The sequence below is a fragment of the Ruegeria sp. YKSD179 genome, from assembly GCF_059612885.1.
Window position 1 is genome coordinate 23,566 of sequence record NZ_JBXWRL010000045.1, and the last position, 23,436, is coordinate 47,001.

22 protein-coding genes are annotated in these 23,436 nt (G+C 53.9%); 17 read left to right on the forward strand and 5 right to left on the reverse strand.

Features of this window, described 5'->3' with window-relative positions:
* Positions 1 to 43: 43 nt before the first annotated feature.
* From AC2FNE_RS18485 to AC2FNE_RS18495, 3 genes are all read left to right on the forward strand, one after another.
* Positions 44 to 571, forward strand: a complete 528-nt coding sequence (locus AC2FNE_RS18485; protein WP_496806007.1) for a hypothetical protein — start codon at positions 44 to 46, stop codon at positions 569 to 571.
* A 206-nt stretch (positions 572 to 777) separates the two neighbouring features.
* On the forward strand, positions 778 to 1,398 hold the full coding sequence (gene rpsD, locus AC2FNE_RS18490; RefSeq protein ID WP_170478325.1) for a 30S ribosomal protein S4: 621 nt from the start codon (positions 778 to 780) through the stop codon (positions 1,396 to 1,398).
* 111 nt (positions 1,399 to 1,509) lie between these two features.
* Positions 1,510 to 3,150 (forward strand): N,N-dimethylformamidase beta subunit family domain-containing protein, encoded by a 1,641-nt coding sequence (locus AC2FNE_RS18495; RefSeq protein WP_496806008.1) that lies wholly within the window; start codon positions 1,510 to 1,512, stop codon positions 3,148 to 3,150.
* Here AC2FNE_RS18495 and AC2FNE_RS18500 read toward each other — a convergent pair.
* Positions 3,147 to 3,608 (reverse strand): Lrp/AsnC family transcriptional regulator, encoded by a 462-nt coding sequence (locus AC2FNE_RS18500; RefSeq protein WP_170478331.1) that lies wholly within the window; start codon positions 3,606 to 3,608, stop codon positions 3,147 to 3,149. The genes AC2FNE_RS18495 and AC2FNE_RS18500 overlap by 4 nt on opposite strands.
* A gap of 101 nt (positions 3,609 to 3,709) precedes the next feature.
* On the opposite strand from AC2FNE_RS18500, the gene AC2FNE_RS18505 reads away from it, so the two are divergent.
* The 4 genes from AC2FNE_RS18505 (at position 3,710) to AC2FNE_RS18520 (ending at position 8,037) form a co-directional block, all read left to right on the forward strand.
* Positions 3,710 to 5,125, forward strand: a complete 1,416-nt coding sequence (locus AC2FNE_RS18505) for an aminotransferase class V-fold PLP-dependent enzyme (RefSeq protein ID WP_496806009.1) — start codon at positions 3,710 to 3,712, stop codon at positions 5,123 to 5,125.
* A 64-nt stretch (positions 5,126 to 5,189) separates the two neighbouring features.
* On the forward strand, positions 5,190 to 6,275 hold the full coding sequence (hisC, locus tag AC2FNE_RS18510; RefSeq protein WP_170607309.1) for a histidinol-phosphate transaminase: 1,086 nt from the start codon (positions 5,190 to 5,192) through the stop codon (positions 6,273 to 6,275).
* The gene (locus tag AC2FNE_RS18515; protein ID WP_170607307.1) at positions 6,272 to 7,192 is read left to right on the forward strand and encodes a prephenate/arogenate dehydrogenase family protein; all 921 of its coding nucleotides are present in this window, start codon (positions 6,272 to 6,274) and stop codon (positions 7,190 to 7,192) included. The genes hisC and AC2FNE_RS18515 overlap by 4 nt, the downstream gene beginning before the upstream one ends.
* A complete protein-coding gene (locus AC2FNE_RS18520; RefSeq protein ID WP_170607305.1) occupies positions 7,189 to 8,037 on the forward strand; it encodes an extensin-like domain-containing protein in 849 nt (282 codons plus the stop codon). The genes AC2FNE_RS18515 and AC2FNE_RS18520 overlap by 4 nt, the downstream gene beginning before the upstream one ends.
* Here the strand turns inward: AC2FNE_RS18520 and AC2FNE_RS18525 are convergent.
* On the reverse strand, positions 8,034 to 9,035 hold the full coding sequence (locus AC2FNE_RS18525; RefSeq protein ID WP_170607303.1) for a DUF2125 domain-containing protein: 1,002 nt from the start codon (positions 9,033 to 9,035) through the stop codon (positions 8,034 to 8,036). The genes AC2FNE_RS18520 and AC2FNE_RS18525 overlap by 4 nt on opposite strands.
* A 66-nt stretch (positions 9,036 to 9,101) precedes the next feature.
* On the opposite strand from AC2FNE_RS18525, the gene AC2FNE_RS18530 reads away from it, so the two are divergent.
* From AC2FNE_RS18530 to AC2FNE_RS18540, 3 genes are all read left to right on the forward strand, one after another.
* Positions 9,102 to 9,632 carry a gamma-glutamylcyclotransferase gene (locus AC2FNE_RS18530; RefSeq protein ID WP_170607301.1) on the forward strand — a complete coding sequence of 177 codons (531 nt, stop codon included), beginning with the start codon at positions 9,102 to 9,104 and terminating at the stop codon, positions 9,630 to 9,632.
* Between the two features lie 69 nt (positions 9,633 to 9,701).
* Positions 9,702 to 10,880 carry a biopolymer transporter ExbB gene (locus AC2FNE_RS18535; RefSeq protein ID WP_170607299.1) on the forward strand — a complete coding sequence of 393 codons (1,179 nt, stop codon included), beginning with the start codon at positions 9,702 to 9,704 and terminating at the stop codon, positions 10,878 to 10,880.
* Between the two features lie 3 nt (positions 10,881 to 10,883).
* Positions 10,884 to 12,605, forward strand: a complete 1,722-nt coding sequence (locus AC2FNE_RS18540) for a peptidoglycan -binding protein (RefSeq protein WP_496806010.1) — start codon at positions 10,884 to 10,886, stop codon at positions 12,603 to 12,605.
* 69 nt (positions 12,606 to 12,674) lie between these two features.
* On the opposite strand, the gene clpA is transcribed toward AC2FNE_RS18540, so the two are convergent.
* Positions 12,675 to 14,999, reverse strand: a complete 2,325-nt coding sequence (clpA, locus tag AC2FNE_RS18545) for an ATP-dependent Clp protease ATP-binding subunit ClpA (RefSeq protein ID WP_170478353.1) — start codon at positions 14,997 to 14,999, stop codon at positions 12,675 to 12,677.
* 171 nt (positions 15,000 to 15,170) lie between these two features.
* A complete protein-coding gene (gloB, locus tag AC2FNE_RS18550) occupies positions 15,171 to 15,938 on the reverse strand; it encodes a hydroxyacylglutathione hydrolase (RefSeq protein WP_496806011.1) in 768 nt (255 codons plus the stop codon).
* Between the two features lie 61 nt (positions 15,939 to 15,999).
* Between gloB and AC2FNE_RS18555 the strand changes: the two genes are divergently transcribed.
* The 7 genes from AC2FNE_RS18555 (at position 16,000) to AC2FNE_RS18585 (ending at position 22,664) form a co-directional block, all read left to right on the forward strand.
* On the forward strand, positions 16,000 to 16,734 hold the full coding sequence (locus tag AC2FNE_RS18555; protein ID WP_170478360.1) for a class I SAM-dependent methyltransferase: 735 nt from the start codon (positions 16,000 to 16,002) through the stop codon (positions 16,732 to 16,734).
* Between the two features lie 312 nt (positions 16,735 to 17,046).
* Entirely contained in the window at positions 17,047 to 17,607 is a 561-nt protein-coding gene (locus AC2FNE_RS18560; protein WP_170607295.1) for a F0F1 ATP synthase subunit delta, read from the forward strand.
* Positions 17,608 to 19,146: a F0F1 ATP synthase subunit alpha gene (gene atpA / locus AC2FNE_RS18565; protein WP_170478365.1), complete on the forward strand. Its 1,539-nt coding sequence runs from the start codon at positions 17,608 to 17,610 to the stop codon at positions 19,144 to 19,146.
* Positions 19,147 to 19,158: 12 nt separating this feature from the next.
* Positions 19,159 to 20,034, forward strand: coding sequence for a F0F1 ATP synthase subunit gamma (locus tag AC2FNE_RS18570; protein WP_170607293.1), 876 nt, complete (start codon positions 19,159 to 19,161; stop codon positions 20,032 to 20,034).
* An 18-nt stretch (positions 20,035 to 20,052) separates the two neighbouring features.
* Positions 20,053 to 21,477 carry a F0F1 ATP synthase subunit beta gene (atpD, locus tag AC2FNE_RS18575; protein WP_170478371.1) on the forward strand — a complete coding sequence of 475 codons (1,425 nt, stop codon included), beginning with the start codon at positions 20,053 to 20,055 and terminating at the stop codon, positions 21,475 to 21,477.
* A 12-nt stretch (positions 21,478 to 21,489) separates the two neighbouring features.
* The gene (locus AC2FNE_RS18580; RefSeq protein ID WP_170607291.1) at positions 21,490 to 21,900 is read left to right on the forward strand and encodes a F0F1 ATP synthase subunit epsilon; all 411 of its coding nucleotides are present in this window, start codon (positions 21,490 to 21,492) and stop codon (positions 21,898 to 21,900) included.
* Positions 21,901 to 22,349: 449 nt separating this feature from the next.
* On the forward strand, positions 22,350 to 22,664 hold the full coding sequence (locus tag AC2FNE_RS18585; protein WP_170478377.1) for a hypothetical protein: 315 nt from the start codon (positions 22,350 to 22,352) through the stop codon (positions 22,662 to 22,664).
* A 51-nt stretch (positions 22,665 to 22,715) separates the two neighbouring features.
* Here the strand turns inward: AC2FNE_RS18585 and AC2FNE_RS18590 are convergent.
* Positions 22,716 to 23,436 (reverse strand): ribose-phosphate diphosphokinase (locus tag AC2FNE_RS18590; protein ID WP_496806012.1); only part of this gene is annotated, 721 nt, incomplete at its 5' end.

Here is a 23,436-nt window from a genome sequence, read left to right on the forward strand (position 1 = left end):
CTGCCAACGCCACCATTGATAGACAGAACACGTTACAGGTGGGATGTTCAAAAGTGCGGGCGGACAGATGAGAACCGGTCAAAGCGGTCGAGTAGCGGTATATTGGTCACAAACTGAACTGGATGGGCTAGAGGCTGCACCCTTGTCCCATTTATGCGTTGGGGTTGCATGGTCTTGGAGGGGTTTCATCGTCGACTACTTGTCAGATGCTGATATGGGCCACCAGAGCCATCGATTTCACGAAACAAACATGTTGAATGTACAGGTTCCCGCGGCTACGCGGCCGGTGAATGCGACAAGGGTTTATGCAAGCCTCGAGCTCTTGAATGGCGCGCAAAGTTTTTCCGCGGATTTGATTTGGATGCATGGTGACGACAGGTTGGTATTAATGTTTGAAAACGGATGCCCACCGCGAGATGAGGAATTTTGGATAAGTTCGGTCACTCTGGCCGCCAAGCCTTCGGCGTACGAGCGAACTGACAATACTGTCGTTGCTTTTCCTGCGCCGGCCGTTGCTGTTCAGGCCGAGCCCGAGTATTTTGACCAACTGGCTGAGACGTTGGCCAAGTAACCTGACATTCCTCGTGTGCTGATTGGACGTAAATATTCTGTTCAGGCCCAATTTGCCGTGTTGACTCTAGCGATTGCACATATATAAGCGCGGCTTCATTGGTGTTGGTGGCCCCCGCAAGGGGATGCCTGTCATGGGAAATCCCAAGAGGACAACGCCCTTCATAGTGGCCAACACTGGCCTCGACTTTGCGAAGGAGATCAGCCGTGACCAAACGCACGTCTGCCAAGTACAAAATTGACCGCCGGATGGGTGAAAACATCTGGGGTCGTCCGAAATCCCCAATCAACCGCCGTGAGTATGGTCCGGGCCAGCACGGGCAGCGCCGCAAGGGTAAGCTGTCTGACTTTGGCCTGCAGCTTCGCGCAAAGCAAAAGCTGAAGGGTTACTACGGCGATCTGACCGAAAAACAATTCCGCCGTATCTATGCCGAAGCCGAGCGTGTAAAGGGCGATACTGGTGAAAACCTAATCGGCCTGCTGGAGCGCCGCCTAGACGCGGTCGTTTACCGCGCCAAGTTCGTACCGACAGTGTTTGCTGCACGTCAGTTCGTGAACCACGGTCATGTTAAAGTGAACGGTAAGCGGGTGAACATTCCCAGCTACCGCGTCAAAGAAGGTGACGTGATTGAGGTACGTGATCGTTCTAAGCAACTTGCAATCGTTTTAGAGGCCGCTGCACTGGCTGAGCGTGATGTGCCTGATTATATCGAGGCTGACCATTCGAAAATGACCGCGACTTTTGTGCGCACTCCCGGTTTCGGCGACGTTCCCTACCCGGTTATGATGGAGCCAAACCTCGTCGTTGAATTTTACGCCAAGAACTAATCTTCGCAAACCGATTGATTGCAAAGGCCGTGCATTTTGCGCGGCCTTTTTTCTTGCAATCAACAAATAGCCCTTGGACAGTTTGAAAAACAACTCAAAGAAGGGACTCGTGTGTCGGACGAAACAAACGCCAAGGAATCTTGCCCCTCGCCACGTTCACGAGCGCGAGCCAGACATATCCTAGACAACTATTACATCGGACCGGCACGCGACGCGAGTATTCTTGAGATTTGGGCTTATACAGAACGTTTCAGTTACGAACCGGGTGAAACTGTCGGTTTGCGTGTTAGCACCACGGCAGAAACCTGGGATATGGAAATTTCAAGGGATGGAGGTAAACTCCAGTCGGTTTTGACGGTTCAAAACTTACCCGGCGTGTTTCACGAAACGCCTGAGGACTGCTCGGTCAAGGGTTGCGATTGGCCGACGGCTTACAGTTTTGAAATTCCACTTGATTGGAAACCTGGCGGCTATCTATTCAAATTGACTGGACGAAAGGGAGCTGCAGAAGTTCAAGAACACCACCTTATTCTTGTCCGACGTGCGCAGGCGACGAAACAAGCACCGATCCTTTTGTTGTGCGCAACCGGAACCTGGGTTGCCTACAATTGCTGGGGGGGATCAAATGCCTACGAAGGCATTACCGGAGCAGATGGAAAACAATTTTCGCCTATACTTTCGACACAGCGCCCTTGGTCGCGGGGATTTTGTTGGCTGCCCGCTGGCGCACCACGAGCCTTGCCGGAAGCTCCGCCAAGAGTAGGCGACATGGTTCGATACCATTACATGGAATGGGCGTACGCTTATGGTTATTCCAAGAAATACGCATCGGCTGGTTGGGCAAGCTACGAACGTCATTTCGCAAAGTGGGCTGAGACTCAGGGCTATACACTCGATTACGCGACTTTGCACGATTTGCACGACGATCCAGAATTACTTGACGGCTACGAATGTGTCGTATGTGTGGGGCATGACGAATATTGGAGTCGCGAGATGCGACTGGCCATCGACACTTATGTCGAAAATGGCGGACATGTTGCGCGTTTTGCTGGGAATTTTCTGTGGCAGATTCGTCTTGAGGAATACGGACGTACCCAAATCTGCTACAAATACATCGCAACTGAAACCGATCCTGTCAGGGATACTAATGACAGCCATCTTCTGACTGGAGCTTGGGAGCAACCAGAGGTGAATTGGCCTGGTGCGCAAACTTTCGGAGCCAACGGTTCAAAGGGTGTATATGCAGGCCTCGGCAATTGCGTTGGACGCGGGAGCGGGGGGTTCACAATATACCGACCCGGTCACTGGGCTTTGAACGGCGCCCACTTGGGGTATGGCGATGTTCTGGGCGCCAGTTCGCGGATTTATGGCTATGAGGTGGATGGGCTGGATCACGTGATCCGAGATGGTTTGCCTTTCGCTACCGGTAAAGACGGCGCCTCAACGAATATCGAGATCATTGGATTGGGTCTGGGTACAAACGCCGAAACAGATCACGGTGTTACCGGCGAAACGCTATATATCGGCAAAAGTGATGCAGAATGGAAGGCGCGAGCAATGTACGGTTCGCTTACCCCGGAAACTTACGATACGGCCCTGAGGGGTAACGGAGTCATGGTCCACTGGCAACGCGGCAAGGGTGAAATTTTCAATGCAGCTACGTGTGAATGGGTTATGGGGCTAGCCCGAAAAGATTTTCAGGTCGAAATGATCACGCGAAACGTTTTGGACCGATTTAGCGGTCGGTCCTAGATTGGCAAAGGGCGCCCTTCGGCGATAGCCTCCATGGCGAAATACGAGGTCACGCTGTCCAGTTCGACCTTTTCGATCAAACGTTGGTAAACCTTGTCGTAGGACGCCATATCCTGCGTTACCACCTTAAGCTGGTAGTCATAATCGCCCCCAATCCGGTGGAAATCGACCACTTCGGGAATTGTTAGAACGTGACTGCGGAAGGCCTGAAGCCATTCCGCAGAATGGTGGCGTGTGCGAAGCATTACAAACACGACAAGGGACAACCCCAGCTTCTCACGCGCTATCCGGGCTGTTGACCCCTGCAGAACACCATAGTCGTTTAACATTTTGAGTCGCCGCCAGCATGCATTCTGCGAAAGCCCGACCCGATCGGCCAATTCACGTTGTGAAAGAGTCGCGTCTTTTTGAAGCTCTTTTAAGATGCGTGTGTCAATATGATCTATGTTCTTTGCCATTCTTAATCATATGACACAAATTTTGTAACGAACAAGCAAAAATTTGTGATGATTATGGGCCCTCCATCAATCACATTGGTGTTGCAAAAGGAGCCAACGCAATGAATTTGTCCAAGTTTCGTGCAGATATCCAAGCCGCCGTTCGCAATTCTGAACTGTGTGATGGTTTGATTGGTGAGAACGTTCTTATCCCTGGTCTGCATGGGGACGTGCCGCTTGTCTACGCGGATTACGTCGCTTCGGGTCGCGCATTGCGGCAAGTCGAAGACTTTATATCCCAACAGGTCTTGCCGTTCTACGCCAACAGCCACACCGAGGCCTCCTATTGCGGTTCTTACATGACGCGATTGCGCCGTGAAGCGCGCGCAGAAATAGCCCGTATCGTCGGCGCAAGAGGAGAGGACGCGGTGATTTTCACCGGTTCGGGCGCCACGGCGGGACTCAACCGGCTGGTCAGCTTGATGGGTGTGGAAGAGGCTGACCGGCCGGTTGTCTTGATCGGTCCGTATGAACATCATTCAAACATTTTACCCTGGCGTGAAAGCAAGGCGCGGGTCGTCGAAATTCCAGAAGGTGCAGATGGTGGGCCTGACTTGGTGTCACTTGAACAAGCATTGGTAGATCACGCGGATTCAGATTTGGTGATTGGGTCGTTCTCGGCAGCGTCGAACGTTACGGGGATTGTCACAAATCCCGATCCTGTTACCAGGTTGCTTAAATCGTACGGAGCGTTGTCAGTTTGGGATTATGCGGGGGGTGGACCGTATTTGCCTTTAGACATGGGAAGCGGCTCAGCGCGTAAAGATGCGGTCGTTGTGTCCCCTCACAAGTTCCCCGGAGGCCCTGGCGCTTCTGGTATACTGATTGTCAGCGAAAAAACCGTGAAACGCACCAGCCCCAGTTGGCCAGGAGGCGGCACAGTCAGTTTTGTCTCGCCATGGCGCCATGACTACAGCGAAGATTTGGCCACACGTGAAGAAGCCGGCACCCCGAATGTAATCGGTGATATTCGCGCTGCCTTGGCCTTTATCGTTAAGGACGTTGTAGGCACAGACGAAATCGCAAGTCGCGAAGCCAAATACAACGAAATGGCGTTGGCCGGGTGGGGGGATAACCCGCATTTGACCTTGCTAGGTATTGAAAACTCTCATCGTTTGCCAATATTTTCGTTCCTTGTTCGTGACCAATCGGGACAACCGGTTCATCAGCAGCTGTTCACTCGGATGCTTAGCGATATTTACGGCATTCAAGCGCGGGGCGGATGTGCTTGCGCAGGTCCCTATGCCCATCGTTTGTTGGGAATTGACCGCTCAACCTCGGAATCCCTGCACACCGCATTGACCGCTGGGGAAGAGATGAAAAAACCAGGTTGGGTTCGCCTGAACTTTTCATATCTGATGAGCGAGGAGACGGTTCAGTTCATTATCGACAGCGTTAACGACCTGTCCTGCAGGACCGAAGAATTCGTCCGTTTCTATAACGCTGACCCGGCGACTGCTCGCTTCAAAGCGGCCTAATGGAATTGCTGCTTTTCTCAACGCGTTGAGACAGGTATGAGAGGCCCAGTTAACGGAGCCTCTCATGAACAAGATTACCCCGCAACCCGGTATTATGGACATCGCGCTGTATCAAGGCGGACAGTCGCGTGTGGCCGGCGTGGAGCACGTTATCAAGTTGAGTTCCAATGAAAATCCCTTTGGGCCGAGTCCCAAGGCGATTGAGGCCGTCCGCGACAGCGCAGCGAATCTGCATCGTTATCCCAGCACAGATCATCGAAGCCTTCGCCATGTGATCGGTGAGCGACAAGGGCTGGATCCCGAGCGGATCATCTGTGGCGTCGGTAGCGACGAGGTGCTGCAATTTGTTGCACAAGCTTATGCTGGTTGTGGTGATGAAGTCATTCACACTGAACATGGATTCTCCATGTACCCAATCATTGCCCGCATGGTCGGAGCAAAGCCCGTGATGGTTCCAGAGCGTGAACGCAAAGTCGATGTGGATGCCATTCTTGCGGCGGTTTCAAAACGTACAAAGGTTGTTTTTGTAACCAACCCGGGCAATCCCACTTCAACAATGATCTCACAGAATGAACTAAAGCGCTTGGCGGACAATCTTCCTGACGATTGCCTCTTGGTCATTGACGGCGCATACGCCGAATTCGTCGATGGGTTTGACGGCGGTGCAGCGCTGGTTGACCAATACCAAAACGTGATCATGACTCGGACGTTTTCAAAGATATACGGCCTTGGCGGCATGCGCGTTGGGTGGGGCTACGCCCAGCGGGATATCATCGAAGTGCTTAACCGGGTCCGTCAACCGTTTAACTTGTCACTGACCGCCCTGGCTGCGGCAGAAGCGGCTGCGCAGGATGAAGAGTATCTGAATTTCTGCCGTTCAGAAAATGCGCGATTGCGGTCGTGGCTGTCTGATGAACTGGCAAAAGTTGGCGTGCCTTCGGATCCTTCCAGCACCAATTTTATCCTTGCTCGCTTTGCCGACCAGGTCGAGGCTGAGGCTTGCGACGATTTTCTGAAAACTCGAGGTTTGATCGTTCGGCGTGTTGCGGGATACAACCTGCCGAACGCATTGCGGATAACCGTGGGCGACGAGGAGGCATGCCGCCGCGTGGTCGCTGCGATTTCAGAGTTCAAGAGGGGCGCCGAATGAGCCAAATATACGACCGCGTGGCTCTGATCGGGCTGGGCTTGATTGCGTCTTCTATGTTCTGGGCGATCAAACGCGGGGGTCTTGCTCGCGAAGTGACGGGCTACGCAAAGTCTCGGGCAACCCGAGACACGGCACGCCGCATCGGACTTTGTGATCGCATATGCGATACAGCGCAAGAAGCGGTTGAAGGCGCTGATCTGGTAGTGCTGTGCGTACCTGTAGGTGCCATGGGGGCCGTGGCACGCGACATTGCGCCCGTCCTTAAAATCGGTGCAACGGTTTCGGATGTTGGCTCGGTCAAACGCCATGTCATTCAGGATGTTGGACCTGCGATCCCAGAAGGTGTTCACTTCGTCCCGGCGCACCCTTTGGCAGGCACCGAGCATTCGGGGCCTGAGTCTGGATTTGCCGAGCTTTTTGACAATCGCTGGTGCCTGCTTGTCCCCGTTAAAGGGTCCGATCCTGACGCAGTCGCACGTTTGCGGGCTCTGTGGGAGGGTATGGGATCCAATGTCGATGAAATGGAAGCTGATTACCATGATCTTGTTTTGGCAGTTACTTCGCATGCGCCGCACCTGATCGCTTACACTATGGTTGGTGTAGCGGATGATCTGCGCCGCGTAACGGATTCCGAAGTGATCAAATACTCGGCCGCCGGTTTTCGGGATTTCACACGGATTGCTGCGTCAGACCCTACTATGTGGCGGGATGTTTTTCTGACGAATAAGGATGCCACGCTAGAGATACTAGGACGCTTCACCGAGGAATTGTTTGCGTTGCAACGTGCGATCCGCACCGGAGATGGTGAGCAATTATTCGACTATTTCACACGTACTCGCGCTATTCGTCGTGGAATTATCGACGCGGGACAAGACACGGACGCGCCGGACTTTGGTCGTGGAAAGGCACCGGCATGAGACCTGTTTGGGGTGCAATTGCTGTATGTTGTGCCACCTGGTTGGGTGAACCTGTCCAGTCTGCTTCGCCTTCCACGTCGCTGCATCCGTTGCCGCGACCGGACAGGACAGCCAGCGCCACTCCTGCTGCCACCATTGCCGCAGCTTTGCCCTTGACCCTACCGAATATGCGACCGCAATTGCGCCCCGCATCGCCACAGGAAGTCGCTGCTGCCGCAAGGGCAACTGACTTGCCCTTGTTGGGGCCGGACATATCGCCCAAACCCTTTAAAAGACCCAAAGCATTGGAACAGCAGGTCTTGTTCAAAAAGCGCAAACTACGCAAATCATCAGTATGCGGAGAAATTGAGATTCAGGGCAAAGCGGTCGGATCGGTCTCAAGTCGGACCAAAGCCTGTGGGATCAAAGATGCGGTTCAGATTACGTCCGTCTCTGGCGTGGTGCTAAGCCGCCCGTCTACAATGGATTGCGGCACGGCCATCGCTCTGAACAAATGGGTAGACAAATCAGTCAAACCGACTTTCAAACGACGCGGTCCGGTTGTTGAACTTCAGGTTGCGGCGCATTACGCGTGTCGTACCCGCAACAACCGCAAGGGAGCGCGGATATCCGAACACGGAAAAGGCAGGGCTATCGACATTTCCGGCTTCAAAATGGCGGATGGAGAAGTCGTGACAGTCTTGGACGGCTGGCGCAAAAATCCATCGCAAAAGCAGTTGAAAAAAGTCTGGCGTGGTGCATGCGGACCGTTTGGTACTGTATTAGGTCCGAATTCGGACCGATATCACCGCGATCATTTCCATTTGGATACGGCCCGTCATCGAAGCGGCCCATATTGCCGCTAACGCAATATTAGCCGTGGCGCGGGGCCTAGCGGTAACGGGCCCAGCGCAACAAAACCGTCCCGAAAGTTGAGCTGAAGGTCCAGCGCATTCGGATTACCCCCCAATCCGGCGAGGAAGTTCAAGGCCCGTGTTACGGGATCAACCGCTTGATCGGGCAGGGCTCCGGCAGCATTGGCCATAGCGATCATATCCCGCCAGTTCTCGGCTTTGACAGCGATTTCTCCGGTTGGGATGCCTTGCTCATCAACATCGAGTTCTCCTGCTGCAAAGAGGCTCAACTCTCCCCACTTCATCTCGGCCAGCTGCAGATCGATTGCAACAGGCTGTGGCCTGCGTTGTTCCAGAGCGGAGCGGTCCCAAGGTTTGTCGAAAGTTACCGCCATGTCCAGTTCCAGTGTATCGAAAGCCTGGGGCAACGTAGTAGCCGATCGCATAAGGTTTCGCAGGTCGTCGCCGGGTGTAAACCCTTCGACCCGGGCTGAAATAGTGTATGCCTCAGGAAAATCAGTTTGCGCCATGACCATGAAAAGATTATCGCCGCCGGCCTGGGCATCGCCGTTTTCCGCAACCGACCATGCACCGCTGGTTACGGCCATTTTCTCCAGCACCAGCGCGACACCGGGTTGCAACTGAAGTTCTGCTTGCAACGCATCGGCTTGGATCGTGGCCGTTTGGTCAAAGTATGACAGCCGCTGTGGCGTTTCTGCGAACCGCAAAAGCTGACTGCCAGGCCAAACCGCAGGACTCTGAAACTCGATCCAGTCCGCGCTCCACGCTGTTCCGTTAACAGGATCGGCAAGGGCAGGGTTTGTAAGCCGTGTGATGTGATGCGTCGGATACCCGCCTGTTGAAACTCCGGAAAAATCGGCCTGCCAACCCTGTTCTTGCTGTTGGTCGAACCATCCGGTTAACGCCGCACGCAGGCCGTATCCAGCGATGAACCAATAAGCGCTCCAAGCAATTGCTACAAAAATCAGTACTCGTATAAGGCGGCGCATGAGAAATGCCCTTTTTCCTGCTTTGGAATTGATGTTTATAGGCGCAAACAGGCAAGGACCAGTGCAATGACAATGTGGGTTTTCGGATACGGGTCTTTGTTGTGGAATCCTGGTTTCCCGGTTGCCAGTAGCGAACGCGCCACATTGATGGGATATGCCCGGTCATTCTGCATGAGCTCGATCCATCATCGCGGAACCGAGGAGAAGCCAGGGCTGGTACTGGCTTTGGACGAGCAGCAAAATGCACGTTGCACGGGGTTGGCCTTTGCGGTCGAGGCTGGTTACGAACAACGGACATTGGATGAACTGCGAGAGCGAGAACTTATCTCGTCAGCATATCTCGAGCGGATGTTAGATGTTCATCTGGATGACGGTCGGATCGTGAACGCGGTGACTTATGTGATTGATCCTCACCACGTGCAATATTGCGGTGGGATCTCGCTAGAGGAGCAGGCCCAAATTATTGCCTACGCCATAGGCGGGCGCGGCCCAAACACAGAATATCTTTACAACACAGCAGAACATTTATCGGAAATCGGCCTGCGTGACCCTGAACTTGAGTGGTTGTCACAACGGGTGCGCAGTCTTACCGCATAAAACCTTGGCGTCCTGGACTGGTTTTCGTTAGATTTGGCGCAAAGCAGGCAAAAATCGGGAAAAACGCGCATGGCGCAGGCACAGCAAAGCGCGAGACCGCATTTCTCGCACCCTATCCGTCAAATCCTTTTGATGTTGGTGGCTATCGGCCTGTCGGGGCTGGGTGTTTTCCTGGCTTTGCCGTATGTCCTTCCTGTATTTCAGGCGAACCTGTATCTGAACGGATTCATTTTGCTTGTGTTCGTCATAGGTGTGCTTGCGTGTTTTTATCAAGTGACGCAGTTGATCGGATCGGTTCGATGGATTGAGGCTTTTGCAGGCGGTGTCGAGCGTGATGACGTGCGGCCGCCGCAATTGCTGGCGCCGCTGGCCGCTTTGCTCAGGTCGCGAGGTGCCCGTTCGCACATCAGTTCGAGTTCGGGTCGATCCATTCTAGACTCGGTGGCTGAGCGAATAGAAGAAGAGCGTGAGATCACGCGGTACATCACCAATGTTCTGATTTACCTAGGGCTTCTGGGGACGTTTTTTGGTCTGGCAACAACCGTTCCAGCCATTGTCGATACGATCCGCAGTTTAAACCCGCAGGAAGGCGAAGAAGGCCTGACGGTTTTCAACCGCTTGATGACGGGGTTGGAAGCGCAATTGCAGGGAATGGGCGTGGCATTTGGCTCGTCTCTGTTGGGGCTTGCGGGATCGTTGATCGTGGGCCTGTTGGAACTCTTTGCAGGTCACGGCCAGAACAGATTTTATCGCGAGTTGGAAGAGTGGTTGTCAGGCATCACCCGTGTTGGTTTTGGTGGTTCGGAAGAGGGTGGCGCGGAACTGGCTGTTCTTACGCCTGTCTTGGATACGATGGCAGAACAAATGGACGCCCTTCAAGATATGTTCTCGGCTCAGGAAGCGGAAAGGGCTGACGTATCCGCAAAGCTGGGTCAACTTGTTGATGTGATTGGTAATATGAATCGGCGTCAGGCCGAAAGCGAAGGTGTTACTGCGGCTCTTGAACGCGTAGCTTTGGGTCAGGACGCTCTGCTGGATCATATGCGCGAACATGGTGCAGGCGAAGGGATCGATGCGGAAAGCCGTATGCGCTTGCGGTCGATGGACGTGCAGTTGCTTCGCATCCTCGAAGAGATCTCTGCTGGTCGGCAAGACAGCATGAACGAGCTGAGAAAAGACTTTGAGCTATTGGTCAAGGCCTTGACCCTTCCCCGTGGCGCCGTTCGCACACCTCCGGAAGGAGATTAACGGATGGCCTTATCCCGACGTACTGGCCAACGTTTTCAGGGCTCGGTTTGGCCCGGTTTTGTCGACGCGATGACGGGATTGCTGATGGTTCTGACTTTTGTCCTTACCATCTTCATGATCGTGCAATTCGTATTGCGCGAAACGATATCGGGGCAGGAAGATGAGCTGACAGCTCTGTCTGACGAGGTCGCCGCCCTTGTTGGGGCTTTGGGACTGGAAGAGCGGGAAAACAGCCGCCTTCAAGCACGCCTTGGTGCATTGAACACTACGTTGACACGAGTAGAGGACGATCTGGCGCAGGCACAGACCCGTATTACGGATTTCGAGGCACAGGTCGCCGCTCTGCTGGCAGAACAACAGCAGGCGCGCGGTGATATTGCAGAACTTGAGGCGCAACGGAATGATCTTCTTTCAGAACAGGATGCGTTGAACCTGGCGCTTGCCCAAAGTCGAGATGAGATCGATGCGCAGACCGAGGCCGCAAGGCTTGCTGCCGCCAGACGCGAGGCGCTGGAGGCGTTAGTAGCCGATCTTGAGAGCAGAGATGCAACGAAGACTGCACAGATTGCTGAACTTGAGAGCAGCGATACAGTGCAAACTGCACAGATTGCTGAACTTGAACAACAGCTTTCGGATGAGGAAGCTGCACGGTTGGCCGAAGCCGCCGCCGCGGAGGCCCTGCGCGACCGATTGAAAAATGCTGATGCAGAACTGACGGCCATGACATTGGCTCTCGAAACGCAACGAAAAGAGGCTGAAGAGACGCTGACATTGCTTGCCGCGGCTCAGGCAGCCCGCGCCGAACTCGAAAGACAGTTCGGTGAATTGAAACCCGATGAGCTTAAGGCGCAGTTACAGGCGGCGCTGGAGGCGCAGTCCCAGGCGCAAGCGGACGCTGCCGAACAACGCACGCTGGCGGAAGAGCGAGCTGCCTTGCTGGCTATTGCTCAAGACACGTTGGATTCAGAAAAAGAAGCATCGACCGAAGCGCAACGACAAACGGCCTTATTGAACCAGCAGATGTCGGCATTGCGGGGTCAACTTGGATCATTGCAAGCTCTGCTGGATGACTATGAAGAGCGTAACGCGGCTGCGGAGATTCAAATTCAAACTCTGGGTCAGGATCTGAATGCCGCGCTAGCGCGAGCAGCGTCCGAAGAGCGCCGCCGCCGTTTGCTGGAAGAAGCCGAACGAATCCGTTTGCAGGAGGAAGCCGAGGCGCTTGCAGGCCAAAATCAGGAACTGACCGCACAGGCGGAAGACCTACAAAGATACCGATCTGAGTTCTTTGGCCGATTGCGTGATGTTTTGGGTGACCAGGAAGGTGTGCGAATCGAAGGCGACCGGTTTGTTTTCTCCTCCGAAGTTCTGTTCGATACGGGATCGGCGGTTCTTTCGGGCGAAGGTCAGCTTGAGGTCGCAAAGGTCGCCAACATTTTGCGCAGCGTGGCAGAAGAAATTCCCGAAGGTTTGAACTGGGTGATCCGTGTGGATGGGCACACCGACAACCAGCCATTGGGCGGGGCAGGGCGCTATCGGGACAATTGGGAGCTTAGCCAAGGGCGTGCGCTGTCCGTCGTGCGTTACATGGTTGATGCGCTTGGCATTCCACCCTCTCGGCTGGCAGCAAATGGGTTTGGCGAGTTTCAACCTGTAAATCCGGCAGACACGCCGGAGGCACGGGCACAAAACCGTCGGATTGAGCTCAAATTAACAGAGCGGTAACTGCGTTTTACTTTACAAAAAAGCCCGCCAAATCTGGCGGGCCTTATTTTGTCGGGTTTTGTGTGGTCGCTAATCCGCCGTCAATAACGGTGGTTTGTCTCCCGGAATACGCGGTTGGTCCGGGCCCAGAATTTCGAGGTTCAGCTCGCCTTTCTTGACCGAAACCCTAACAACGCCACCCTTTGCCAGTTTGCCGAACAGCAATTCTTCGGCTAGTGGTTTTTTGATGTGCTCTTGGATCACTCGACCAAGTGGACGAGCGCCCATCTTGTCGTCATATCCTTTGTCAGCCAACCACTCAGCGGCTTTTGGCGTCAGATCGATGCTTACGCCCCGATCCAGCAGTTGAGCCTCAAGCTGAAGGACGAATTTTTCGACCACTTGCAGGATGACCTCTTTCGGTAGCGGCGCAAAGGAGATTACGGCATCCAAACGGTTACGGAATTCCGGTGTGAACATACGTTCAATGGCGGCAGTATCTTCGCCTTCGCGACGATCACGTGCAAAACCGATGGCGGCCTTGGCCTGTTCCTGAGCGCCGGCGTTCGAAGTCATGATCAACACGACATTGCGGAAATTCACCGTACGGCCGTTGTGATCGGTAAGCTCACCATGATCCATCACCTGCAGCAGGATGTTGAACACGTCCGGGTGTGCTTTCTCGATCTCATCCAACAACAACACGCAGTGCGGGTGCTGGTCAACGCCATCGGTCAGTAAACCGCCCTGGTCAAAGCCGACATAACCTGGGGGTGCGCCAATCAGGCGACTGACAGCATGTTTCTCCATGTATTCCGACATGTCGAAGCGCAACAGTTCCACACCTAGCGTATCCGCCAGTTGTTTTGCTACCTCTGTCTTACCCACACCGGTTGGACCTGCGAACAAGTAGTTGCCAATGGGTTTTTCAGGCTCACGCAGACCTGCGCGGGCCAGCTTGATCGCGCTGGAAAGCGCCTCGATAGCCTCATCCTGCCCGAATACCACACGTTTCAGCGAAGCTTCGAGATCTTTCAAAACTTCAGCATCGTCTTTTGTGACGTTCTTGGGTGGGATACGCGCGATCTTGGCGACAACGGCCTCAATCTCTTTGACGCCGATGGTCTTGCGACGTTTGCTTTCGGCGACCAGGTGTTGAGCCGCACCGGCCTCATCAATCACGTCGATCGCTTTGTCCGGTAGTTTGCGGTCATTTATGTAACGCGCCGACAGCTCCACCGCGGTTTTGATTGCATCCGCAGTGTATTTAATCTCGTGATGCTTTTCGAAGTAGGGCTTCAGACCGCGCAGTATTTTTACGCTGTCTTCAACCGAAGGCTCGTTCACGTCGATCTTTTGGAAACGGCGGCTCAGCGCGCGGTCCTTTTCAAAGTGTTGACGGAACTCTTTGTAAGTGGTCGAACCCATGGTGCGCAGTTTACCGCCCTGCAGAGCAGGTTTCAGGAGGTTGGACGCGTCCATAGCGCCGCCCGAAGTCGCACCGGCGCCTATCACAGTGTGAATTTCGTCGATGAAAAGAACCGCGTCTGGATGGTCTTCCAGCTCGGTAACGACTGCTTTCAAGCGTTCCTCAAAATCACCGCGATATCGGGTCCCAGCAAGTAGGGCTCCCATGTCCAGTGAATAGATTGTTGTGTTGGACAGGACATCAGGTGCTTCACCAGCCACAATTTTGTGCGCAAGACCTTCAGCAATCGCAGTTTTGCCAACGCCGGGATCACCCACAAGCAGTGGATTGTTTTTCCGACGACGGCAAAGAACCTGAATGCAGCGCTCCACCTCGTCCGCACGACCGATCAAAGGATCTACATCGCCAGCTCGTGACTTGGCATTCAGGTCGATGCAATACTTTCCAAGCGCACTTTCCTTCTGTTCAGCGTCATTAGAGGAGGACTGCGTCTCTTCTTCGGCTTCGTCGGCACCTGTAACTGGACGGTTTTCGCCATAAGCCGGGTCTTTGGCCACACCGTGGGCGATAAAATTCACCGCGTCATAGCGCGTCATATCCTGCTCTTGCAGGAAATATGCCGCATTGCTTTCTCGCTCGGCAAAAATGGCGACCAGGACGTTCGCACCGGTCACTTCTGTTCGGCCAGAACTTTGAACGTGAATGGCAGCGCGTTGAATGACCCGCTGGAAAGCCGCTGTAGGCACTGCCTCGGACCCGTCTATGTCGGTCACAAGATTTGACAGATCTTCGTCAATGAATTCGATTAAAGTGCCACGCAGCTCGTCCAGATCTACGCTGCAGGCCTTCATAACCCGAATGGCGTCTGGCTCTTCCAGCAACGCCAGAAGAAGATGTTCCAGCGTCGCAAATTCATGTCGCCGTTCGTTCGCGGCCGCCAAGGCCGCGTGTATGGCTTGTTCTAGTGTGCTCGAGAATGAAGGCACGCGGGTGCTCCTCTGTATTGGGTCGAAAAGGGCAGCAAAGGCCGCAACCCCATTACAACCATGTCCTCATACTATTAGAGTTTGGTTGATAGTGGCTCGGCTTCAAGGGTTTTCTTTCACTTGACAGTCACATTTCTTGTGACCGTGACCATGAAGATCGACAGATAGGCACTAAAATCGGTCTTTTCTAGACCGGATCTCGGCAAAAACAGATTCGGGTCGGGCATTTTTCATACCCAATTTAGCCTGAATCACTGGATTATCCGCGCGCAGGAACGGGTTGGTGGCCTTTTCCAACGCCAATTGTGACGGGACAGTTGGTATTCCAGCGGCGCGAGCTTTGTCGATTTCAGCGATCCGTTTAATGAGCGCCGGGTTATCAGAGTCCACTGTTACCGCAAATTTTGCATTTGACTGTGTATATTCATGGCCTGAATACACCATTGTTTCATCTGGCAACGCTGCAAGTTTGCATAGGGATCCCCACATCTGGTCGGCAGTGCCTTCGAACAACCGGCCACATCCAAGTGCCATTAGGCTATCGGCTGTGAATACCGCGCTGCTTTCGGGAAAATAATATGCGATATGACCGATTGTGTGTCCGGATACATCGAATACGTGCACCCGTTCGCCGCATATCTGCAATGTCTCATCCTCGGAAACTTGAACGTCCAAAGGGGGCAGTCTATGTGCATCTGTAGCCGCACCGATCACTTGGGCTGGATAATGGTCCAGAATATCAGACAGTCCGTCAACGTGATCCCAGTGGTGATGCGTAAGCAAAACGTGGTTGAGTTGCCAGCCACGAGTTGCCAATTCAGCAAGAATTGGGCCGGATTCCGGAGCGTCGATCAATGCGGTCTCACCACTTGCGTCGTTATGTGCCAGAAAGGCGTAATTGTCGCTGAGGCATGGGATGGTGATGATTTCAAGAGGCATGGTCTTTTGCCCTTTCGTTGCTAGACTGCGCACAGCTAAGCCGATTGATCGGGTGTCCGCAATGCATCTTGATGTGCAGGATCTGAGGAATTTTTACTATCGCAGCACCCTTGGGCGTGCGGCACAGGCGGCGATACGCACGCGATTGGTGGAATTGTGGCCGGAAGCCAAAGGCCAGACAGTGGCTGGGTTTGGTTTTGCTGTCCCGTTGCTGCGTCCGTATCTTGCAGATGCGCGTCGGGTAATCGGTTTGATGCCGGGGCCTCAAGGTGTGATGCCCTGGCCTGCGGGCATGCCCAATGTTTCGGTTCTGACCGAAGAAACCATGTGGCCTATTGAGACGGGGCATATTGACAAGCTCGTGGTGATGCATGGGCTGGAAACTTCGGAAAGACCCAGCCAACTGCTGGATGAATGTTGGAGGGTTTTAGGCCCGGGAGGAAGGGTTCTGTTTGTCGTGCCGAACCGCGCCGGATTTTGGTCGCGGTCCGATCGCACGCCATTCGGATTTGGTCGCCCCTATACTGCTGGCCAACTTGAAAGCCAGCTGCGCGAGCATCATTTTGCGCCAGAGAAACACTTTTCAGCATTGTATCTGCCGCCAACTTACAGAAGGTTCTGGCTGAAATCCGGCGGACTTATTGAAAAGACCGGACAGCGGATTCCAACTGTTATGGCAGGTGGGGTGCTGATGGTTGAAGCCAGTAAGCATATTCGACCGCCAAGTGGAAGCGTGACCAAAGATGCTGCAAAGCGTCCAATAAAGGCACTGGATGGATTACTGAAACCAGCCTGATTTGTGCAAAGCGAACTTTGTTAAATGGCCTTAGGATTTGTGGGAAATAGGCCTCAGGAATCGCAAAAAGCTGCACTTTCGAGACATTTTTCAATCAATCTAGGCGGCTCAAAGGGTCGCACTTGTCGTAACTTATTGAAAATAAAGTATTTGTGGATAAATGCGATACCACTATATTATATTGCTAGCTTGGTTCGGCTCTGCTACATCCCCGGTGATTTTGATCCCCGGCCTTAAGGACGGGGTGTCTTCACGCCCCCGGGGTAGCTGCCGCAACGCGAATTCGGGGCCTAAAATATCGGAAGGGTGGACGTGTCCGAACCAGCTTCGATTTCCACAGGCATTGCCGAGCGCTATGCCACAGCGATCTTCGAGATCGCCAAAGAGAACAAAGACCTCGCAGGTCTGGAAACCGGCATCAATGATCTGGCAGCAGCGTTGGGTGAAAGTGCAGAATTGCGCGACCTGATTGCTTCGCCGCTGATCTCGCGCACAGATCAAGAAGGCGCGATTACCGCGATAGCCGAAAAAATGGGTCTCCACGCGATTCTACGCAACACGCTGGGCCTGATGGCGCAAAAACGGCGCCTGTTTGTGTTACCGCAGCTGGTTCAGGTCCTTCGGGACATGTTGGCGGAGGAGCGCGGTGAAGTGACAGCGGATGTCGCTTCGGCCAAGGCTTTGACCAAGACTCAGTTGGATAAACTGTCCAAAACGCTGTCTGAGCGTGTGGGCAAATCAGTCACAATAAATGCGATCGTTGATGAAAGTCTCATCGGCGGTCTTGTCGTAAAAGTGGGCTCGCAGATGATCGACACCTCGATCCGTTCCAAGCTCAACTCCCTACAGAATGCAATGAAAGAGGTCGGATAAATGGGAATCCAAGCTGCAGAGATTTCTGCAATCCTGAAGGACCAGATCAAGAATTTTGGTCAGGAAGCCGAAGTGGCCGAGATCGGCCGCGTGCTGAGCGTCGGTGACGGGATTGCCCGTGTTTACGGCCTGGACAATGTGCAAGCCGGTGAGATGGTCGAGTTCCCCGGCGGCATCATGGGCATGGCGCTGAACCTTGAAAGCGACAACGTTGGCGTCGTTATCTTCGGTACAGACCGTGACATCAAAGAAGGCGATACGGTCAAGCGCACAAACTCGATCGTGGACGTTCCTATTGGGGACGAACTTTTGGGTCGTGTGGTTGACGGCCTGGGCAACCCGATTGATGGTAAAGGTCCAGTCAACGCAACCAAGCGTGGCGTTGCAGACGTTAAAGCCCCTGGAATTATCCCGCGTAAATCGGTCCATGAACCGATGGCGACTGGCCTCAAATCCGTTGACGCGATGATCCCGATCGGCCGTGGCCAACGTGAGCTGATCATTGGTGACCGCCAAACCGGTAAAACCGCTGTTGCTTTGGACACCATCCTAAATCAGAAAGTTTACAACGACGCAGCTGGCGACGACGAGTCGAAGAAACTGTACTGCGTATACGTTGCGGTTGGTCAAAAGCGTTCGACTGTTGCGCAGCTGGTCAAGAAACTGGAAGAGTCCGGTGCAATTGACTACTCGATCGTCGTGGCAGCAACCGCGTCTGATCCGGCGCCGATGCAGTTCCTGGCACCCTATGCCGCCACCGCGATGGCCGAGTACTTCCGTGACAACGGCCGCCACGCACTGATCATTTATGACGATCTGTCGAAACAGGCTGTGTCCTATCGCCAGATGTCGTTGCTACTGCGTCGTCCGCCCGGACGAGAAGCCTATCCTGGCGACGTTTTCTACCTCCACTCCCGCCTGCTGGAGCGTTCTGCGAAGCTGAACGAAGACTTCGGTGCAGGCTCGCTGACCGCGCTGCCGGTTATCGAAACTCAGGGCGGCGACGTTTCGGCGTTTATTCCGACCAACGTGATTTCGATCACCGACGGTCAGATTTTCCTGGAAACCGAACTGTTCTACCAGGGCATCCGTCCTGCTGTGAACACCGGTCTGTCGGTTTCGCGTGTGGGCTCTTCGGCTCAGACCGACGCGATGAAATCGGTCGCTGGTCCGGTTAAGCTGGAACTGGCTCAGTACCGCGAAATGGCTGCGTTTGCGCAGTTCGGTTCGGACCTCGACGCCGCAACCCAGCAGCTGCTGAACCGTGGTGCGCGTCTGACCGAACTGATGAAACAGCCGCAGTATTCGCCACTGACCAATGCGGAAATCGTCTGCGTCATCTTTGCTGGCACCAACGGATACCTCGACAAGATCGACGTATCGGATGTCGGCCGTTATGAAGCCGGCTTGCTGGCGCATTTGCGCGGAAAGCATGCCGACCTGCTTCAGTGGATTACTGACGAAGATCCTAAGATAAAAGGTGAAGCGTCTGACAAGATCAAAGCAGCGATCGACGAATACGCCGCAACCTTCGCATAAGAGGAGGTTCTGATGCCTAGTCTGAAGGACCTTAAAAACAGGATCGAGTCGGTCAAATCGACCCGCAAGATCACAAAGGCCATGCAGATGGTCGCGGCAGCAAAATTGCGCCGCGCCCAGGAATCTGCCGAAGCCTCGCGCCCTTATGCCGAGCGGTTCAATGCCGTGATGGCGGGGTTGGCGTCTTCGGTTGGCGGCAGCGACAGCGCCCCTAAGCTGCTCCGTGGTACGGGTAGTGATGATGTCCATCTGCTGGTTGTTATGACAGCTGAACGTGGCTTGTGTGGCGGTTTCAACGCCAACATTGCCAAGCTGGCCCGCGCCAAAGCAGAAGAACTGCGCGGCAAAGGCAAGACGGTTAAGATATTGACTGTTGGCAAAAAGGGCCGCGACGCGCTTAAGCGTGACTTTAGCGATCTGTTTGTAGGACATATCGACCTGAGCGAGGTCAAGCGAATTGGTTATGTCAATGCGCAGGACATTGCAAAGGACATTCTGTTCCGCTTTGACGGAGATGAGTTCGACGTTGCAACGATCTTCTACGCGAAGTTCCAAAACGTCGTTACCCAAATCCCGACCGCGCAACAGGTCATCCCCGCTTCGTTCGAAGAAACTGAGGGGGACGAAAGTGGCGCTGTTTTCGATTACGAGCCAAGCGAAGAGGCCATTCTGGCCGAACTGCTGCCCAAGGGGGTTGCGACCGCAATCTTCTCGGCTCTGCTCGAAAACGGAGCGTCTGAACAAGGTGCACGGATGTCCGCGATGGACAACGCGACGCGCAATGCGGGTGAAATGATCGACAAGCTGACGATCCAGTTCAACCGTTCGCGTCAGGCTGTGATCACCAACGAGTTGATTGAAATTATTTCCGGCGCCGAAGCGCTGTAAGAAAACCGGAGACGAAACATGGCGAATGCAAAAGGCAAAGTCACACAGATCATCGGGGCCGTCGTCGACGTACACTTCGAAGATCAGCTGCCTGAAATTCTGAACGCGCTGGAAACCGAAAACAACGGCAAGCGTCTGGTACTGGAAGTTGCCCAGCACCTGGGTGAAAACACTGTCCGCACCATTGCGATGGATGCAACCGAAGGATTGGTTCGAGGCGCCGACGTGACAGATACTGGCGGTCCGATTTCGGTTCCGGTGGGTAACGCCACCCTGGGTCGAATCCTGAACGTCGTCGGTGAGCCTATCGACGAAAAGGGTGACGTAGCTGCGACTGAAACCCGCGCGATTCACCAACCGGCACCCGAGTTCGACGAACAGTCGACCGAGTCGGAAATTCTGGTCACCGGTATCAAGGTTGTTGACCTGCTGGCCCCTTACGCCAAGGGCGGTAAGATCGGTCTGTTCGGCGGCGCTGGTGTGGGTAAAACCGTTCTGATCATGGAACTGATCAACAATATCGCGAAAGTGCACTCGGGCTTCTCGGTGTTCGCGGGAGTTGGTGAACGGACCCGTGAAGGGAACGACCTGTACCACGAGATGATTGAATCGAACGTTATCAAGCCGGACAACCTGTCGGAATCGCAGGTGGCGCTTGTTTACGGTCAAATGAACGAACCTCCTGGAGCACGTGCCCGCGTTGCTCTGACCGGTTTGACCCTGGCGGAGCAGTTCCGCGATCAGTCCGGTACTGACGTTCTGTTCTTCGTCGACAACATTTTCCGCTTCACGCAGGCAGGTTCTGAGGTGTCAGCCCTACTGGGCCGTATTCCTTCGGCGGTGGGTTACCAGCCGACTTTGGCCACTGACATGGGCGCTCTGCAAGAGCGTATTACTTCGACCAAAGCTGGTTCGATTACGTCGGTTCAGGCCATTTACGTGCCTGCGGACGACTTGACTGACCCTGCGCCAGCGACTTCATTCGCTCACTTGGATGCAACAACTGTTCTTAACCGCGCGATCTCGGAAAAGGGTATCTACCCTGCGGTTGATCCGCTTGACTCGACCTCGCGTCTTCTTGACCCGGCGATCGTTGGAGAAGAGCACTACAAGGTTGCGACTGACGTTCAGCAAATCCTCCAGCGCTACAAATCACTGCAGGACATCATCGCCATCCTTGGCATGGACGAACTGTCGGAAGAGGACAAATTGACAGTGGCGCGTGCCCGTAAAATCGAACGCTTCCTGTCGCAGCCATTCGACGTTGCCGAAGTCTTCACTGGATCGCCTGGTGTTCAGGTCCCGCTGGATGTTACCATTTCCTCGTTCAAAGCTGTTGTGGCTGGCGAATACGATCACCTTCCCGAAGCGGCCTTCCTTATGGTCGGTGGCATCGACGAAGTTATTGCCAAGGCGGAGAAGATGGCCGCAGAAGCCGCCTAAGGAGAATCCCTGATGGCAAACACCATGCAATTCGACCTTGTTAGCCCGGAGCGGAGCCTTGCTTCGCTTGCGGCTACAGCGGTTCAGCTTCCCGGCGCGGATGGGGACATGACGGCGATGCCGGATCACGCCCCCACCATTACGACGCTACGACCTGGCATTCTGAAAGTTGATGCACCTGAAGGTTCCAGCGAGTATCTGGTCACCGGTGGCTTTGCGCAAATCAATGGCGATGGCCTCTCGGTTCTGGCAGAGAAAGCGATTCCGGTTGCAGAAGTGACCCGCTCGCATCTGGATGAATTGATCGCCGAGGCGCGCGCGTCGCACGATGCAGCCAAGAATGGCGATGATCAAACCATCGTTGATGATGCTGCGAAGATGCTAGCTGATATGGAAGCCTTGGGAACGCATATGAGCCTGTAAAGGCACTCAAAAAGTGGACATTATTGAAAGGGCCCTGCAATAGCGGGGCCCTTTTTTGCTGATCACATTGGTGGGAAAAATTTCGGTATCGTTTTGAAGACATGTCGACGCCGCGCTGGAAACTCAAATTGTTTCCCTTGCCTTGGAACGTTGTCGAGATGTTTCCGCGAAACTAGGCTAGGCCGGTTGGACGCTCACTGGTTGGGTCAACGAAATTTGAGAAGCAATGACTCTACAAAACGCTGAAATGGTTACGCATTTCCGGTATTTCCGTGATTCCGGCTAAAGGGAACAGTTATTGTAAGTAGACGATGTTTCAAGTGAATATCTGATGACACCCTAGATATCATCGATGAAGGAAATGGAGCACTTTGATTATCAAATAAGACGTATAACGTCCTATATACACCTAAGACGGAAGCGACATAAAATAACAAAGGAGAAGTGTTATGTCGCCTGTTACAGTTTTGGTCCCAATCAAACTCGCCGAGGGTAAAACAGAAGCAGATTTGCTGGCCGCATCCCAGACTTTTCAGAAAGAATTCGTCGCGCACGAGCCCGGAGTATTACGTCGTGAACTCGTCCGTAAACCAGACGGCACCTATCTGGAAATCATACAGTTCAAAAGCTCGGAAGATTTCCAAGATGTCCTGAAAAAGGAAATGGAGTCACCTGTATGCGCACAGTTCTTTTCTGTAATGGATCTCAGCGACTATGACCCCGAGGCCGAAATGGACTTGAACGTCTCGCTCGAAACATATTGATTTAATCAGTCGGCGGCCATCAAACGGCGGCCGCCGGCCAAATTGCGACGATCAATCCATATGATACAGCGACTCGTAGATTGGTGTCAGCGTCTTATCCTCGAACAGCGAAGAAACACTCGTACCATTCCAGATGTTGAGGATCGCTTGGGTAAAGATCGGGGCAGTAGGCACGATGCGGATGTTCGAGGCGCCTGCGACTTCAGGTCTAGGTTGGATTGTGTCCGTCAGAACCAGAGATTTCATGACCGAGTTGGTCACACGTTCAACCGCCGGACCGCTCATCACGCCATGTGTAATGTACGAATGTACTTCACTTGCACCATTATCGATTAGCACCTGAGCGGCTTTGCAGAGCGTTCCAGCGGTGTCGCACATGTCGTCAACGATAAGGCAGATTTTGTCTTTTACGTCGCCGATCACTGTCATTTCGGCCACTTCCCCTGCTTTTTCCCGTCGCTTGTCAACAATAGACAAGGGGGCTTCGATCCGTTTTGCCAGCTCGCGGGCACGAGCCACACCGCCAACGTCAGGCGATACAACCATCAGGTCTTCCATTCGGCCTTTGAACTGAGTTTTTACGTCCAGCGCAAAGATCGGTGACGCATAAAGATTGTCGACGGGAATATCGAAGAAGCCTTGAATTTGCGCCGCATGCAGATCCATGGTCAAAACCCGCTCAATTCCTGCGCCAGTCAACATATTCGCGACTAGCTTGGCGCTGATTGGTGTTCGGGCTTTGGTACGGCGATCCTGCCGGGCATAGCCGAAA